This window comes from Nocardia alba NBRC 108234 (genome assembly GCF_001612665.1).
GTDB lineage: Bacteria > Actinomycetota > Actinomycetes > Mycobacteriales > Mycobacteriaceae > Nocardia > Nocardia alba.
This window is the reverse complement of sequence record NZ_BDAX01000019.1, coordinates 1-15,186: the sequence shown is the minus strand read 5'-3', so window position 1 is coordinate 15,186 and position 15,186 is coordinate 1. Positions and strand designations below refer to the sequence as shown.

Genomic DNA, 15,186 nt, shown 5'->3' with positions numbered 1-15,186 from the left:
ACCACCCCGCTGGGAAGTGGCTGGACCGACGCTGTGAGGTCGCTGTGTGCGTCCGGGGGTGCTCTCAGTGGGTGTCGGCCGGGTAGGTCTGCTCCTCGCTCATCAACGCCGAACCCGCCACATTGCCCTGCGACAGGGCATCGAGGAACGCGCGCGCCCAGCGTTCGACATCGTGGGTGAGCACCTGACGACGCAACGACCGCATCCGGCGACGTTTGGTGTCGCGCTCGTCGTCGAGTGCGCCGATGATCGCGTCCTTCACGCTGTCCAGGTCGTGCGGGTTGCACAGGTAGGACTGGCGCAGCTCGGCCGCCGCGCCGGTGAACTCACTCAGCACCAGGGCGCCGTTGAGGTCGCTGTGGCAGGCCACGTACTCCTTCGCGACCAGGTTCATGCCGTCGCGCAGGGGCGTTACCAGCATGGCGTCGGCGGCGAGGAAGAAGGCGATCAACTCGTCGCGGGGGATCGGGCGGTGCAGGTAGTGCACGACCGGGTAACCGACGCGGGCGAATTCACCGTTGATCCGGCCCACCTGACGTTCGATGTCGCCACGCATCTTGATGTAGCTCTGCACGCGTTCACGGCTGGGGGTGGCCAGCTGCACCATCACCGTCTCGGTCGGGTCGACGCGGCCCTCCTCGAGCAGTTCCTGCAGCGCGTTGAGCCGGATGTCGATGCCCTTGGTGTAGTCGAGGCGGTCGACGCCGAGCATGATGTTCTTGGGATTGCCCAGCTCGGCGCGGATCTTCGCCGCTCGTTCGCGCACCGAACGTCGCCGCGACGACTCGTCGAGTTCGGCCGAATCGATCGAGATCGGGAACGCGCCCACGCGCACCGTGCGGAAACCGACCTGCACCACGCCCAGTTTCGAGCGAACCCCGATCGTGCCGCGCGAGGTGGGCTGACCGGCCAGTCTGCGGGCCAGATAGAGGAAGTTCTGCGCGCCGCCGGGTAGATGGAAGCCGATCAGGTCGGCGCCGAGCAGGCCCTCGACGATCTCGGTGCGCCACGGCATCTGCATGAACAGTTCGACCGGCGGGAACGGGATGTGCAGGAAGAAGCCGATGGTCAGATCGGGGCGGAGCATGCGCAGCATCTTGGGCACCAGCTGCAGCTGGTAGTCCTGCACCCACACGGTGGCGCCCTCGGCGGCCACCTTCGCGGTCTCCTCGGCGAAGCGCCGGTTGACCTCGACGTAGGCCGCCCACCACGCCCTGTCGTAGACCGGGCGCACGATCACATCGTGGTAGAGCGGCCACAGCGTGCCGTTGGAGAACCCTTCATAGTAGTCCTCCACCTCCTGCGCCGTCAGCGGCACCGGATACAGCTCGAGCCCGTCCTCGATGATCGGTTCGACTTCGACATCGGGCACGCCCGCCCAGCCGACCCAGGCGCCCTTGTTGCTGCGCAGCACCGGTTCCAGCGCGGTCACCAGGCCGCCGGGGCTGCGCTTCCACCTGGTGGTGCCGTCGGGCAGGCGCTCGAGGTCGACGGGCAGCCGGTTGGCGACGACGACGAATCCCGAACCGGCTCCGTTCGGCGCGACGGATTCGTTGTTCTCGGACGGACGGTCGTTGGACGGTTGGTCGATCATGTGGTCCACTCACGCATCCTTATGCGTCGCAGGGGTGCGCTGTGTCAGGCGGGGGCGATGCCGAGCATCGACAGCAGCATGCGGCATTCGTCGGCGTCTTCGGCGTGCGCCGCGACGACCTTCTGTGCCTGGCGGGCGGTCTCGTCGGCAAGCGGCTCTAGTTCGTCGTCGGCGATGTCGTTGGCAGTGCTCTTCGCGGCCATAATGGGTTCGTCCTCCCGGTTTCCCTGCGCTCTACCTGCGAGTGATCAATACTATCGGGCGCCGGCGCACGGCCGATGAAGTAGCGACGCGTAACACCCCGCCCCGGTGTCGTGTCGTGGCGGTCCCGTTACCGTGGGGTGGTACCCGATCGACCCCGCAGAGAGGTTTATTTCATGCCACTGGCCACGGTGAACGGCATCGCACTGAACTATCAGGTCAAGGGCGACCGTACCAAGGGCACCGACGTCAAGGGCGGTGGTCCGCTGGTGGTGTTGATCATGGGGACGGGCTCGCCCGGCCGCGTCTGGGAACTGCACCAGGTTCCGGCGCTGGTCGCGGCCGGTTATCGCGTCTGTGTGTTCGACAATCGCGGGATCGCGCCGTCCTTCGAGGCCCCGGGCGGAATGCGGATCGAGGAACTGGTCGCCGACACCGCCGCGCTGATCGAGTTCCTCGACGAAGGTCCCGCGCTGATCGCGGGTACCTCGATGGGTGCGCGGGTGGCGCAGGAGTTGGCGCTGGCCCGCCCCGATCTGGTGCGCAAGGCCGTGTTCATGGCCGGGCACGGCAGGCTCGATCAGTTCCAGAAGACGCTGTCGGCCGGTGAGCAGGACCTCGATGCCACGGGCGTGAAGCTGCCCGCGAAATTCGAGGCGGCGTTGAGCGCGGTGATGAATCTGTCGCCCGCGACGATGGCCGACACGCACGCGGCGCGCGACTGGCTCGACCTGTTCGAGTTCTCGGTGGGAACGCCGTCACCCGGCGTCCGTGCCCAGCGGGCGATGGACCACGATTTCGATCGGGTCGCCGCGTATCGTTCGATTACCGTGCCCTGCTTGGCAATTGGGTTCGCCGATGATCGGATGATTCCGCCCTACCTGTCGCGGGAGGTCGCCGAGGCCATTCCCGGCGCCCGCTACCAGGAGGTCCCGGATACCGGACATTACGGCTACCTGGAACGTCCCGAGGCGATCAACAAGATCCTGCTCGATTTCTTCGCCGCCTGAGGACCCCGACCGGCGCAGCATCGGGTAACTCCCAACCAGTAACGTATGCCTTGCTAGGGTCGACCCCAACGCTCGTGGCTTCGCGGCCGCGCAGTGATCCTGTACACAGCGCCAGTATCCAGTGAGGTGAAATGAGCACCAACCCCTTCGACGACGAGGACGGCCGCTTCTTCGTTCTGGTCAACGACGAAGAGCAGCACTCCTTGTGGCCTGCGTTCGCGGAGGTCCCGGCGGGCTGGCGCGTCGTGTTCGGCGAGGAAAGCCGGGCAGCGTGCGTCGAGTACGTCGAGAAGAACTGGACCGACATGCGGCCCAAGAGCCTTCGCGATGCGATGGCCGCCGACGACGCAGCTCGCGCCCAGTCCTGATCCCCTCAGTCCACCGCGTGACATCTATCCGGTGTCGCGCGGTGGACTGTGCGGCTATGATGATCGCCGCAGTACCCGCCTCCTTAGCTCAGTGGTAGAGCACCGCTCTTGTAAAGCGAAGGTCGTCAGTTCAATCCTGACAGGGGGCTCATCCAGCAAAGGCTCTGACCGAGGTCAGGGCCTTTTGCGTGTCAGTTGTGGCCTCACTGTGGACGCACCTTCACGCCGCTGGGGTGTTCCACCCACCGACGCTCACCGTGAGGCCTGATATCAGATCAAAATCGGGGTCGGCGTGCCAGTACCCGAGGTACCGAACTGAGCTGTGTGATCGCTGCGGCTGCGTAAGGGTCGATCGCTCGGGCCAGCAGGATGGCGTCTTCATGGCGTGCCGCGTGGTTGGCGGCGAGGGTCTGCTCGTGGTGTCCGACGCGGTTACGGAGAACTCGCAGTCGCTCCACGGTGTTGCCGATGTGGTATCCGAGGCAGACCTGGCGTCCCGGGGTGTCCTTCCTGGCCCCGGCAGGCCACACGTCATGGCGGTTCGGGAAGGCATTGATCGCCGCATGCAACCAGAGGTTTTCGCGGCCGGAGAACCCCGTGGCACGTGCTGATCGGTTCGTCGGCGCTGTTTTCGTCAGGAGCAGATGGGTGAGGTTGCCGAACGTCAGCTGTGCGACGAAGTCGTCATGGGTGGGTGCGGCACCGAACCGGGGGTGAGTGGGTGCTCGACGGGCGGCAGCCTTCTTTGCCGCGGTTCGCACGTCCGACGACATACTCCGGCTCAGGGAATTCAGGGGTCTGGCCGAGGAGAGCAACCAGTCCGGTGTGCCTCCTCCCGGCAGGGAGCTCGAGGTGTTCCAGCCGGCCAGGGCGTTGTCCAGGGAGTGGCGGAGCAGCATCTCGACCAAGCCGAGAACCTCGTACCAGGCCGCGTGTAGTTCCAGTTGCCATGTGTAGAGCGCTCCGGCGCGGTAGTCACTCGGGTCTTTGCACTCTGCCCGGTACAGAGCCAGTCGAGCGGGGCTCAAGTGGGGCACGATCCGGTGGGGCATAGGTTGAACTTACAAGCATCATCGGCCTCGCATCTGGCCCGATGCGGGTCGAGTAAGGTATCGTGAACGACGTACAGCGTCAGACAGGATCTGTCGCTAATAGACCCCGGAAACCCCCCGCCCACCAGAGCGGGGGGTTTTCCGTATCCAGCACCCGGCATCCCACTCCACTACCCCACTGGACCCGACATCAGGTTGTCGAGGTGCGCCGTGAACGATTCGGCGTCGTCGAAGGTGTGGTGACGTCCGGCCTCGACATCGGCTCCGGCCTCTCGTTCAGCTGCCTGGTGGCCTTCGCTCCAGAACCAGATCTCATTAACGGGAACCAGCGATGGGGGCTGGAGTCCATCGGCCGACTATCCCATCAAGAGCCGTCGAGCAGCAACGAAGACGTGAGTCTCGTTGGAACGACGCGGCTATTTCGGAGAAGATCGAGGAATCTCGTCGAGAGTTGTCGTATCCGGGTCGGCCCGTTCGTGGTGTGGGTAGAGGCGGCCGACCGGCAGCCACCGAGGAAGGGATTCACCATGACTCAGTACCTGCTCTCCGTTGTTGTCGACCCGAGTGTTTATGACATTCCGCAGGAGGAGGCGCAGCCGTCGTACGAGGCGACGGGGAGGTTCAATGATGAGCTCAGGGCCGAGGGGGCGTGGGTTTTCGCGGGTGGGCTCGGGCGGGTCGATGAGGCGACCACGGTCGACAACACCGGCGCCGACGTGGTGGTCACCGACGGTCCGTATGTCGAGACCAAGGAATGCCTCGGCGGGTTCTGGATCGTGGAGGCGCCCGACCTCGACGCCGCGCTGAAGATCGCCGCGAGGGCGTCGGCGGTCTGCGAGCAGAAGATCGAGATCAGGACGTTCGACGGCGCATGAGCGACGACACTCGCGCACGGATCGACCGGATCTATCGCGAGGAGTACGGCCGGGTGGTCGCCTCGCTCGCGCGCCGTTTCGGCGATCTCGACATCGCCGAGGACGCCGCGGGCGAGGCGCTGCTCACAGCCATCGAACGGTGGCCGGTCGACGGCATACCGCCCAACCCGGGCGGCTGGCTGACCAAGACCGCGGGCAACCGCGCGATCGATCGGATCCGCCGTGAATCACTGCGCGACGCGAAACACCAGGCAGCCATGATCATCGACGATCAGACACCGCACGAACCGACCGGACCGATCAACGATGACCGGCTCCGGCTCGTATTCACCTGTTGCCATCCGGCATTGGCGCCGGAGGCGCGAGTCGCGCTGACGCTTCGCCTGCTCGGCGGGCTCACCGTCGGCGAGATCGCCAGTGCGTTCCTGGTCGCCGAAACCACCATGGCGCAACGCATCACCCGCGCCAAGGCCAAGATCAAAGCCGCGCGTATCCCGTTCCGCGTGCCCGATCGCGATGACGTCACCGATCGGCTCGGCGGTGTGCTGGCTGTCATCTACCTCATCTTCAACGAGGGGTATCTCGCAGGCGCGCAATCCATTCGGGCCGACTTGATGGCCGAAGCTGTTCGGCTCGGCCGCATCATGCGCGATCTGCTGCCCGATGACGGTGAAGTTGCCGGGTTGCTCGCGTTGATGTTGCTCATCGACGCGCGCAGTGCGGCGCGTTTCGCGGGCGGTGAACTGGTGACCCTCGACGAGCAGGATCGCGGCGGCTGGGACCGTGCCCTCATCGCCGAGGGACACGCGCTGGTGCGCGAATGCCTGGGCCGGGTCGCGGCAGGCGGGGCCCGGCCCGGTCGCTACCAGCTCATGGCGGCGATCAACGCGGTCCACACCGACGCGACCGACGCTCGCGACACCGACTGGACCCAGATCGTCGCCCTCTACGACCAGCTCTACGCCGTGACCCCGACCGCGATAGTCACCCTCAACCGAGCTGTCGCCATCGCCGAACTCGACGGTCCCAATGTCGCTCTGGCGCAGATAGATTCACTGCCCCTCGACGGCTACCACGCCTGGCACGCCGCCCGCGCCGATCTGCTGCGAAGGTTGGGACGCGGCGCGGAGGCGAGGTCCGCCTACGACGCCGCGATCGCCGCCACGCAGAACCCGGCCGAGCGCGCGTATCTCACCAGGAGGCGAGAGCATCTGGTGTAGAAGCCGCCGCGTCTCCACGGGCGGCGGAGTGCTCTGGATCTGTGAAGTCACACGGGCCGAGTTCTTGTTCTCGGCGACGGGTCCAGCTGACCGCGATGATCTCGCCGCCGATATCGAGGCGGTTTTCAAACCCGCAGGCGTCCCCAAGAATGTGTGGAGATAGGTCGAGACCGCTCAGTACAAGCTGACTCAGCGGGGGCAGCATCGCTCGGCAGGCGTGGTCGACCTGGTTGTGTGCGCTACTGCGGTTCACCACGATCTGACCGTCCTACATACTGACGACGACTTCGCGACTGTCGCCCGCGTGCTACCCGAGTTTCGTCAGCGCGATATTCGTACTGGGTGACAGCCCGAATACACAGGCTGCCCTCGCAAAATTCAGGCGGTCGCGACTGGCACGCCGCCCGCGCGATCTGCTTCGCGGGCTGGGGCGCAGCGCTGAGGCGAGGTCCGCCTCATCGAATTCCCCTTGTTGTACGCGATAATTGTGCCGTACCAGTTTTCGTACAGCTGAGGTACTCCCTGCTGCTCCGATCGGACGAAGTCGTCCTCTCGCCGATGTACGGCGTTGTCCCGGGGCGCGCAGCTACTCGCTCGGTTGTCGCGGCCCGTTCGTGTTGAGGTAGAGGACGGGGCCGTCGCCGAAGACGCCCTGTTCGTTCATCGCCAGCAGTGCCGCCATGGCTTTGGCGGTATAGACGGGTTCGAGGTGCAGGTGCTCTCGGTCGGCTGACAAGGTTTGGGCGCGTTCGCCTTCCGGCGTGGGGTGGCCGTAGCCGCTGCCGAGCCAGTCGGTGACGATGTCGATGTCCTCGCGTCGCGGTTCGAGATCGGACAGGTCCGCGCCTCGCTGACGCAGCAGTCGCGCGGTGCGGCGGGCGAGCCGGGTGATAGTCGCCGGGTCCAACCGCAGCGTGTCGTTGACGACGATACCGACGGCTCTGGTCGTCAGGCCCGCCATCCGCAAACCGAGTTGCAGCCCCGCGATCGTGCCGCCGGATCCGACGGCGGTCACGAGGTGAGTGGGCTCGGGTAGCTCGCCGCGGTGTACTTGTCCGGCCAATTCGAGCGCGGCTTCGACGTATCCGAGGACGCCGATCGGTGAGGATCCGCCGGGCGGCAGGTAGTAGGGCGGATGCCCACCGCTGGTGTGCCGGGCGAGCAGTATCGGCGCGGTGAGGACGGTCCGCGTCTTCGAATGGGTGAAATGCAGCGCGGCGCCACTGTTCTCAAGTCGGCTCAGCTGTGCGCGGACGTGCTCGTCCACGGGCTGGTCGACGAGGGCGAGCGCGGTGCCGAGTCCGTGGTCACGTGCGTACAGGGCAACGGCAAGTCCCCAATTCGTACCCAATCCGCCGACGGTCAGGATCGTCCGTGAGCCGCGCCGGTGTGCTTCGGGAAGAATCCATTCCAGCTTGCGGACTTTGTTGCCACCCCACCCGCCGTCACCGAACGCGGAGTCGTCTTTGAGCCAGACCGGCGCGTGACCGGCAGGCAGCGCATCGAGCGGGCGAACCGGTGTCGGGCCGGAGCTCAGTCCGATATGCGGCAGGGTTTCGCGCAGGCGCGGAAAGCGTTGGTGCAGCAGCGGAGTGTTCATCGGCCGGTGTGCTGGAACCAGCCGCCGGTCTGTGAGCGCGGCAAATTCCCTCCTCGGATCAGCTGCTGTCCACCATAGCCAATCTGCTGCGTGCGGCCATCGCGATCGCCGTCGAACAAGGTGAGTCCGATACTCCCCACAGTGGAAATCGTGTGCAGACACCCCGGGCTGTACACGATTTCCACTGTGGATATTTCGATCAGTGCTGTTGCCTACCAGGCTGATTGGCGGGTGGTGGCGGTGGCTTTCTCGATCAGGTGGTGGAGGTGGGCTTCTATTCGGTCGGGGGTGGTGGGGGTTACCTCTACTCGTTCGCCTTCGTGGATGAGGTAGCGGCCGTCGTCGGTGTAGTCGACGAGTTGGAGGGTGGTGCCGCCTTCTTGCCAGCCGTCCAGGGCTGGGCCGGTGGCCACGCGGAATTCCGCGTAGGTGGAGAAGGGGCGTTTGAGGAATTTGAGGGCTTGTTCGGCGGGGGTGCGGTGGCGGGCGTAGGGGTCGGGGGTGGTGGTGAAGTCGTCGCGGTGGACGTTGAAGCCGCCGGTGGTGCCCGCGGGGGTTTTCGGGAGGATGGCCAGCAGGCGGGTGACGATGGCGTGGGCCGGGCGTAGCGAGATCAGGATGTTGCCGCCCTGGCCGTATTCGGGGCCGGGGAGTTGGGCGGCGACCACGCCGTTGCTCGCCTCGGTGGTCGCGCAGGCGCGGACCATTCGGGTGCGGCCGTCGAAGCGGTGGCCGAACAGTTCCACGCGGATCTCGGGGTGCGCCAGGGCGTGTAAGGCGTGGTAGAGGGACTCGTCGGTGCCCATTTTGGCGATCAGTGAATCCGCGGCGCGACGGCACTCCAGGTCGAACTCGACCTGGGTTTCGACACCCGCGGTGAAGGTGAGGGGCCAGGGCATGCGGTCGCGGCCGAGCGTTTCCCAGGCGACCCAGAATTCGAAGGGGGTCAACTCCCAGGAGTCGGTCATGCGTCGCCGCCGATCACCGGCGGGACGTGCAGGCGTTCGGGGCCGAGCAGTTCTTCGTGGACGCCGCGCAGGTAGTCGGGGGCCTGGTGCTCGTTCTCGTCGTCCTTGCCGCCGCCGCGCGCGCCCGGGGCACCCATGCCGCCCATCCCGGACATGCCGGAACGGCCCGACGACGCACCGGAACCCGCGCCAGCTCCCGCGCCGACGGCCTGCTTCTGACCGGCGGTACCGGGGACAGCCGCGCCGGGCGTGCCCGCGCCGGCTCCGCCACCAGCACCCGCGCCCGCTCCGCCGCCCGAGCCGAGTCCGCCGGGGGACGTGCCCGCCGGGGTCGTACCAGGGGTGGTGCCCGATGGGGTCGTGGTGGTGGGGGTTTCCGGGGTTGTCGAGGCGGCGGTGGTGTCGTCGTCCGTGGTGTCGTCGGTCGTCTGGTCGTCGGTGGTGTCGTCGTCACCGGGGTCGGTGGTAGTGGGGGATTCCGGCTCCTCCGTGGTGGAGGGGGTGGTGTCGTCGGTGCTCGGCTTGGTGGTGGTGCCGTTGGGTTTGTCGGTGGTCGTACCCGTCGGCTTGTCTTTGGAGGTATCGCCAGTCGGCTTGTCGGACTGGGGTTTCGATGGCTCGGGCACCTTCGGGACCTGCGTGTCGGACTGTTGCGCGACAGGTTTGTAGACGGTCTCCATCACCTGGCGAGCCGCTGCCTGGGCGGCGTCGGAGCGGCCGGCGCTGGTGCTGTCCATGATGAGGGAAGTGACGGTACCGGCGCCGGGCGCAATCGCTGACGCGAGGGCGGAAAAGACCGCTCCGCCCACGGTGCTGCTCTGCTTGTCGGACTCATGCGGTACCGAGTACTTCACCTGATTGAAGCCGGAATACGCCTCTTCCATCTTGTTGCCGATGAGGGAGGCGGCTTGGTCGACCTTGTGCACTTCGGCAAGGTAGCTTTTGGTGCTCGCCAGCGCTTGGCTCGCTGCACTTCCCGACCAACCTCGTTCCATTTCCTTCTGGATGTTGTCGTGGAAGGCCGTGGCTTTCGTTGTGGTGTCGGTTGCCAATTGTCGCCAGGCTTGGACACTGGTGCTCATTGTCTCGGGCTTGATCGACTCGACAAATTTCATGATGTCCGAATGACTCATGGTAGTGAATGGTTCCATGACGGGCGGCACGACCTGCGGGGTGTACTCGCCAGTGAATCCGCTGGCGAGGCTCGAATTCTCGGCGTAGATGCGGGTCCGTGCGCTGTCACCGGCGGCCTGGGCGTCCAGCTCCGACTGTGTGGCGGACACGTCGGAATCGAACAGCGAGCCGATTCGGTCGCTAATTCTGGACGGGCTCGACGCTGTCAATGCGACGCTGCCCAGTTTGCTCATGAAATCTGAGAATGTCATTTTCCCCCCGGATTCAGTCTATTTTGTTGATTTGTTGCTTGATGGCGAGCTGGGTAGCTTCGTCGCAGTTCTTGTACGCGGTACCGGCTTTGCGGTACATGTCGGCCATCTGCGTCAGTATCTCGATGTGCTGCCGGGCTGCGTCGAGATAGGAGCCGGTGCCTTCGCCTCCATCGGCCAGGTCTGCAAACTTCTTTGCGAGGGTCTTGGCGGAGTTGAGGCTGCCGAAGGAGTCGGCGTCGACCATCCTCCTTGTGCGCGCAGAAAGGCTTCGTAGATCGTTTATATAGTCATCGCACCATTTCGCGCAACGCTCCGCCGCGTCATATTCAATTATTAGTTGTCCCGAAGCTGCTTCGCCCGCCAAAGTCTGAAAGTCTTTTGCTAGCGCATTCATTTCTGCCATTGCTGTACTTGTCTCCCCGGTTGATATGGACCACGATCAGCGTGGAATAGAACCCACGAAATGCGGGGCCGCGTTCGCAGCTAGGGCGCATGGGTCGGTCGTCGATTTACTATCTACGAATTTGCTCGCATTAACGAGTGCTCGGCCCTGTGTGGTATCAAATGCGATTTCGCACTCTACTGGGGGTGTCTCGTTGCCGATGTAGAACTGGAGGCCGTTTCGATCCATGACCGTCACATCTTTGAAGCCGTGATATCGCTCATTCGAGCGGATTTCCTCAGTGGTGTAAACCGTCGACATGAACGATACGAAGTAACCATCCGCACGCCAGCCACACCCCTTCCACTCGGCACGGGGGACCGAGAACAAGTTGCTGTCCTTCGATGCGAGATCAAGACCCGCCGCCCGCAGCACACTGTCCGACACCGTGCAGGGATCGAACAGTTGCTCCTTGGTCAGCGGCGCCCCGCTGGCCTCGGGCTGCCCGTCGACCGCTTTGGAACATCCGGCGAGCGCCAGTACAGCGCACACCCCGGCGGCAAAGCCAACCAGTCGCATCGTCTCTCCTCTTTCGCGCACAACGACCACTCGATGTCTTAGACGCGAGTCGGGTCGTTTCGGTTCCATCGGGGGCGGAACTCAGGCTGGGACGTTCGCTCCGTAGCCGAGGTCGCGCAGGGCGGTCTTGATCTTGGTCTGGGCTTCGTCGAGGGATTCGGCGGTGGGGTCGGTGTTCGCGCCCGAGATGTCGAAGTCGCCCATGGAGTAGGCGGGGAAGACGTGGGTGTGCAGGTGGGGGACCTCGAGGCCAGCGATGAGCAGGCCGGCGCGGGGGGCGTCGAAGGCGACGCGGACGGCTCGGCCGATCTTCTGGGCCACGCCCATCATCGCGGCCGCCACAGCGGGTTCCACGTCCTGCCAGTGGTCGATCTCCGCGCGCGGGACGATGAGGGTGTGGCCCTGGGTGACGGGGGCGATGGTGAGGAAGCCGACGAACTCATCGTCCTCCCAGACGAAGCGACCGGGGATCTGACCTGCGATGATCGCGCTGAAGACGGATGCCATACCGGTGAGCGTAGCTAGATCGACACGAAATGCGACAGGATGCCCTGCACCTCGTAGATGTCCACCTGACGGTTGAAACGCTGCTTGACCGGGTCGCCGCCGCTGCCGATCCAGATGTAGAGCTCGGCGTCGAGGTCGAAGGTGCCTGCGGTCTCGACGGTGAAGTGGCTGATCGACCGGTAGGGGATGGAGTGGTAGCTGACCTTGCGGCCGGTGACGCCCTGTTTGTCGACCATGATCAGGCGGCGGTTGGTGAACAGCATCGCGTCGCGGACCAGGATGAACGCGGCGTACACCTGCTCGCCCTGCCCGAACAGCTTCGCGTATTCCTGCTGGGCGGCCGCCGGATCTACCCGGCCGGCGTTGCCCATCATCCCGTCGAGCAGGCCCATGGTGTTCTCCCCGTTTCGGTGGCGGCTGCCGCGCCGCACCTGGTTCCATTGTGGCGCAATCGAACCCGGGCCGCGAGGGTTGACCTGGATCGCCACGGCCCGATCATCGGGTCGGCGGGGACTCGTGGTGGGTGAGGTTCGAGCTACCCGAGAGCGCTACCTCGTCTCGGTCGGGGCGTGCGAAGTACGCGCGCGGTGCGCGACTAATCTGAGGCCGTGCGCGTACTCGTCATCGGTTCCGGAGCCCGTGAACATGCCCTCGTCCTGGCGCTACGCCGGGACCCGTCCGTGACGGCGGTGATCGCCGCCCCGGGCAACCCGGGCATCGGTCAGCACGCCGAGCTGCGCCCGGTCGATCCCTGCGCCGCCGACGACGTCGCCGCGTTGGCCGGTGAAGTAGCCGCCGACCTGGTGGTGATCGGCCCCGAGGTGCCGCTGGTACTCGGCGTGGCCGACGTGGTGCGCGCGGCCGGCTTCCCGGTGTTCGGTCCGTCGGCCGACGCGGCGCGGATCGAAGGATCGAAGGCGTTCGCGAAAGATGTGATGGCGGTGGCCGGGGTGCGGACCGCGCACAGCGAGATCGTCGACAACCCGGCCGAGCTGGACGCGGCGCTGGACCGCTTCGGCCCGACCTGGGTGGTCAAGGACGACGGGCTCGCCGCGGGCAAGGGCGTGGTGGTGACCGCCGACCGGCGCGCGGCCCGCGATCACGGCGCCGAGCTGCTCGAACAGGGGCATCCGGTGCTGCTGGAGTCGTTCCTCGACGGGCCCGAAGTGTCGCTGTTCTGCCTGGTCGACGGCGAGACCGTGATTCCGCTGTTGCCCGCGCAGGACCACAAGCGGGTCGGTGACGGCGATTCCGGCCCGAACACCGGCGGCATGGGCGCCTACACGCCGCTGCCGTGGCTCCCGGCGGAGACTCTGACCGAGATCGTCGAAGATGTGGTGAAGCCTGTCGCCGCGGAGCTCGTGGCGCGGGGCAGCTCGTTCTCCGGCCTGCTGTACGCGGGCCTGGCGGTCGGCACGAACGGCCCGGCTGTCGTCGAATTCAATTGTCGCTTCGGCGATCCCGAGACCCAGGCCGTGCTCGCGCTGCTGGACAGCCCGTTCGCCGAACTCCTGCACGCCACCGCGACCGGTCGCCTGGCCGAGGTGGACGCGCCGCGCTGGAAGGACGGGTCCGCGATCACCGTCGTGCTCGCCGCCGAGAACTATCCGGCGCGCCCGCGCACCGGCGATGTGATCACCGGTGCCGAGGACGGCGCGCTGGAGGGCGAGACCCTGGTGCTGCACGCCGGGACGGACCAGCGCGCGGACAAGGCGCTGGTATCGGCGGGCGGGCGGGTGCTGAACGTGGTCGGCGTCGGTGCCGATCTCGCGCAGGCGCGGGAGCGGGCATACGCGCGACTCGCGGGAATCAAGTTGCCCGGCAGCCATTTCCGGACCGATATCGGCGCGACCGAGGTTGTCGTTCCGGAACGCAACAGCGTCGCGGGCTGATTCGTTCGATCGTGATCAGCGGTGTGCGATCGCTGATCACGATCGACCGGGAGAATAGGCGTCCGCGAATTGTCGCGCTCGCGCCGATCAGGCGGTGAGGTCGAGGACCTGGGCGTCGGGAGCATTCGTCTGAATGGAGGCGATGCCCTTCTTGGCGCCGTCCTTGCTTTCGTAACCCTGACTTTCGAGGACGATTTCGCCGTTACCGGCCTTCAGGTGGAAACGGAACTTTCCGCCCTTGTCCTTGAACAACTCGAACTTGCCTGCCATGGTTGCCTCGCTTCGATTCGGAGGAAATCACTCGACAGGTTTCACAGTAACGTTCGAGGTGGTCTCGGCGTGATGTCAATCCAGCCGCAAACCGTGCAGCGCGAGCCAGGCCTGCGGGTCCACGTGTTGACCGTTTTGCACGATTTCGAAATGCAGGTGCGGGCCGGTGGAATCGCCGCGATTGCCGATGCGCGCGATCTGCATTCCGGCGGGGACGCGCTCGCCCTGGGAGACGAAGAAGTCGTACATGTGGCCGTAGATGCTGATGGTGCCGTCGTCGTGGCGGATGCGGACCCAGAGGCCGAAGCCCTGCGCCGGGCCCGCTTCCACCACCGTGCCGTCGGCGACGGCGTAGATGGGGCTGCCGATGGGGCCCGCGATGTCGATGCCGCGGTGCATGGTGCCCCAGCGGGAACCGAAACCGGAGGTGAACACGCCCTTCGCGGGCAGGCTGAAGCCGCCGAGGGATGGGGTCGAGCCGGGCACCATCGCGCCGGGGACCACCGGGGCGCGCTGGCCCATCCAGTCCTGCCATTCACCCGACGCCGCGGCCGCCGCCTCCGCCTTCGCGCGTTCTAGAGTGGCGCGGGCCGCCGCGGCGACCACCTGCGCTTCGCGGCGCTGCTCGCCCGCGGCGATGGCATCGAGCATGGGCCGCACCGACTGGGGGTTGGGCAGCAGTTGCGGGGGATAGGCGATGGCCACGTGGAGCGCTTCGCCCGGAGCCAGCGGTCGCTCGTCGACCTCGCCGCCGAACGGTCCGTCGGCCGCCACGAACACCGCGACCGCGAGCATCCCGGCGATGAGTACACGCCGTTCGATCAGGACCTGCCGCACCCGCTCGCGGCTGGGCCTACGCGTCCACAGATCTTCGGCCTGCGCCCGGGGCCGTCGCCAGAAGACCTTGCGCATTTCACCGCTGCGGAGCTCACCCGCGACCTCGGTGACCAGCGGATAACGTGCCGCCCACTCGGCTATGCGATCACGCGTGCCGACCTTCGAAGGCAACTCCGTACGCCAATTCGCGGGCAGAATACGACCATTGACGCTGACCGGCCGACGTTTGGTTGCGGACCCTGTCTCCGCGGCGCCCTTGCCGGTATCCACAACCACCCCTTTCTGGCCGCACCCCGCCGATGCGTTGTCGCGCCCGCTGTCGCAGCGATTACGCGGAGCCTATCGCTTGTGCGGAGGACTGATGGCGACCTCTGGGTAGTGGGGCGATCCACAAGGACCGGGCTTCGCCCGCGCTGTGTTGAACCATGAGGAGCACCCAGGGG

The 15,186-nt window shown here is 66.1% G+C and carries 17 protein-coding genes and 1 tRNA gene; 6 read left to right on the top strand and 12 right to left on the bottom strand.

The window, feature by feature from the left end:
- Nucleotides 1–64: 64 nt before the first annotated feature.
- Nucleotides 65–1,594 carry an alpha,alpha-trehalose-phosphate synthase (UDP-forming) gene (locus NA12_RS21010; protein ID WP_084472969.1) on the bottom strand — a complete coding sequence of 510 codons (1,530 nt, stop codon included), beginning with the start codon at nucleotides 1,592–1,594 and terminating at the stop codon, nucleotides 65–67.
- Nucleotides 1,595–1,638: 44 nt separating this feature from the next.
- Nucleotides 1,639–1,797, bottom strand: coding sequence for a hypothetical protein (locus NA12_RS34195; RefSeq protein WP_165610244.1), 159 nt, complete (start codon nucleotides 1,795–1,797; stop codon nucleotides 1,639–1,641).
- 174 nt (nucleotides 1,798–1,971) lie between these two features.
- Here NA12_RS34195 and NA12_RS21005 point away from each other — a divergent pair, with 174 nt between their 5' ends.
- From NA12_RS21005 to NA12_RS20995, 3 genes are all read left to right on the top strand, one after another.
- Nucleotides 1,972–2,805: an alpha/beta fold hydrolase gene (locus NA12_RS21005; RefSeq protein ID WP_067453964.1), complete on the top strand. Its 834-nt coding sequence runs from the start codon at nucleotides 1,972–1,974 to the stop codon at nucleotides 2,803–2,805.
- Nucleotides 2,806–2,936: 131 nt separating this feature from the next.
- Nucleotides 2,937–3,173: an MbtH family protein gene (locus NA12_RS21000; protein WP_022565839.1), complete on the top strand. Its 237-nt coding sequence runs from the start codon at nucleotides 2,937–2,939 to the stop codon at nucleotides 3,171–3,173.
- Nucleotides 3,174–3,250: 77 nt separating this feature from the next.
- Nucleotides 3,251–3,322, top strand: a tRNA-Thr gene (locus tag NA12_RS20995).
- Between the two features lie 126 nt (nucleotides 3,323–3,448).
- Here the strand turns inward: NA12_RS20995 and NA12_RS20990 are convergent.
- Nucleotides 3,449–4,201, bottom strand: coding sequence for a hypothetical protein (locus NA12_RS20990; RefSeq protein WP_132369758.1), 753 nt, complete (start codon nucleotides 4,199–4,201; stop codon nucleotides 3,449–3,451).
- Nucleotides 4,202–4,752: 551 nt separating this feature from the next.
- On the opposite strand from NA12_RS20990, the gene NA12_RS20985 reads away from it, so the two are divergent.
- A complete protein-coding gene (locus NA12_RS20985; RefSeq protein WP_067454597.1) occupies nucleotides 4,753–5,100 on the top strand; it encodes a YciI family protein in 348 nt (115 codons plus the stop codon).
- On the top strand, nucleotides 5,097–6,320 hold the full coding sequence (locus tag NA12_RS20980; RefSeq protein WP_067453958.1) for an RNA polymerase sigma factor: 1,224 nt from the start codon (nucleotides 5,097–5,099) through the stop codon (nucleotides 6,318–6,320). Before NA12_RS20985 ends, NA12_RS20980 begins: the two co-directional genes overlap by 4 nt.
- Nucleotides 6,321–6,906: 586 nt before the next feature.
- Here the strand turns inward: NA12_RS20980 and NA12_RS20975 are convergent.
- From NA12_RS20975 to NA12_RS20940, 7 genes are all read right to left on the bottom strand, one after another.
- The gene (locus NA12_RS20975; RefSeq protein WP_067453955.1) at nucleotides 6,907–7,920 is read right to left on the bottom strand and encodes a 1-aminocyclopropane-1-carboxylate deaminase/D-cysteine desulfhydrase; all 1,014 of its coding nucleotides are present in this window, start codon (nucleotides 7,918–7,920) and stop codon (nucleotides 6,907–6,909) included.
- 212 nt (nucleotides 7,921–8,132) lie between these two features.
- Nucleotides 8,133–8,888 carry an ESX secretion-associated protein EspG gene (locus NA12_RS20965; protein WP_067453947.1) on the bottom strand — a complete coding sequence of 252 codons (756 nt, stop codon included), beginning with the start codon at nucleotides 8,886–8,888 and terminating at the stop codon, nucleotides 8,133–8,135.
- Nucleotides 8,885–10,255: a PPE domain-containing protein gene (locus NA12_RS33740; protein WP_165914770.1), complete on the bottom strand. Its 1,371-nt coding sequence runs from the start codon at nucleotides 10,253–10,255 to the stop codon at nucleotides 8,885–8,887. Before NA12_RS33740 ends, NA12_RS20965 begins: the two co-directional genes overlap by 4 nt.
- Nucleotides 10,256–10,286: 31 nt before the next feature.
- Nucleotides 10,287–10,679: a hypothetical protein gene (locus NA12_RS33735; protein ID WP_132369760.1), complete on the bottom strand. Its 393-nt coding sequence runs from the start codon at nucleotides 10,677–10,679 to the stop codon at nucleotides 10,287–10,289.
- 36 nt (nucleotides 10,680–10,715) lie between these two features.
- Nucleotides 10,716–11,237 (bottom strand): DUF3558 domain-containing protein, encoded by a 522-nt coding sequence (locus tag NA12_RS20950; protein ID WP_067453938.1) that lies wholly within the window; start codon nucleotides 11,235–11,237, stop codon nucleotides 10,716–10,718.
- 81 nt (nucleotides 11,238–11,318) lie between these two features.
- A complete protein-coding gene (locus tag NA12_RS20945) occupies nucleotides 11,319–11,744 on the bottom strand; it encodes an HIT family protein (protein WP_067453935.1) in 426 nt (141 codons plus the stop codon).
- A 14-nt stretch (nucleotides 11,745–11,758) separates the two neighbouring features.
- Nucleotides 11,759–12,136, bottom strand: coding sequence for a PH domain-containing protein (locus tag NA12_RS20940; protein WP_067454594.1), 378 nt, complete (start codon nucleotides 12,134–12,136; stop codon nucleotides 11,759–11,761).
- A 216-nt stretch (nucleotides 12,137–12,352) separates the two neighbouring features.
- Here NA12_RS20940 and purD point away from each other — a divergent pair, with 216 nt between their 5' ends.
- On the top strand, nucleotides 12,353–13,636 hold the full coding sequence (purD, locus tag NA12_RS20935; protein WP_067453932.1) for a phosphoribosylamine--glycine ligase: 1,284 nt from the start codon (nucleotides 12,353–12,355) through the stop codon (nucleotides 13,634–13,636).
- A gap of 87 nt (nucleotides 13,637–13,723) precedes the next feature.
- Here the strand turns inward: purD and NA12_RS20930 are convergent, their stop codons facing one another.
- Together NA12_RS20930 and NA12_RS20925 are read right to left on the bottom strand one after the other, a co-directional pair.
- On the bottom strand, nucleotides 13,724–13,906 hold the full coding sequence (locus NA12_RS20930) for a YegP family protein (protein WP_067453929.1): 183 nt from the start codon (nucleotides 13,904–13,906) through the stop codon (nucleotides 13,724–13,726).
- Nucleotides 13,907–13,981: 75 nt separating this feature from the next.
- Nucleotides 13,982–15,013, bottom strand: a complete 1,032-nt coding sequence (locus NA12_RS20925; protein WP_243654810.1) for a M23 family metallopeptidase — start codon at nucleotides 15,011–15,013, stop codon at nucleotides 13,982–13,984.
- Nucleotides 15,014–15,186 lie beyond the last annotated feature (173 nt).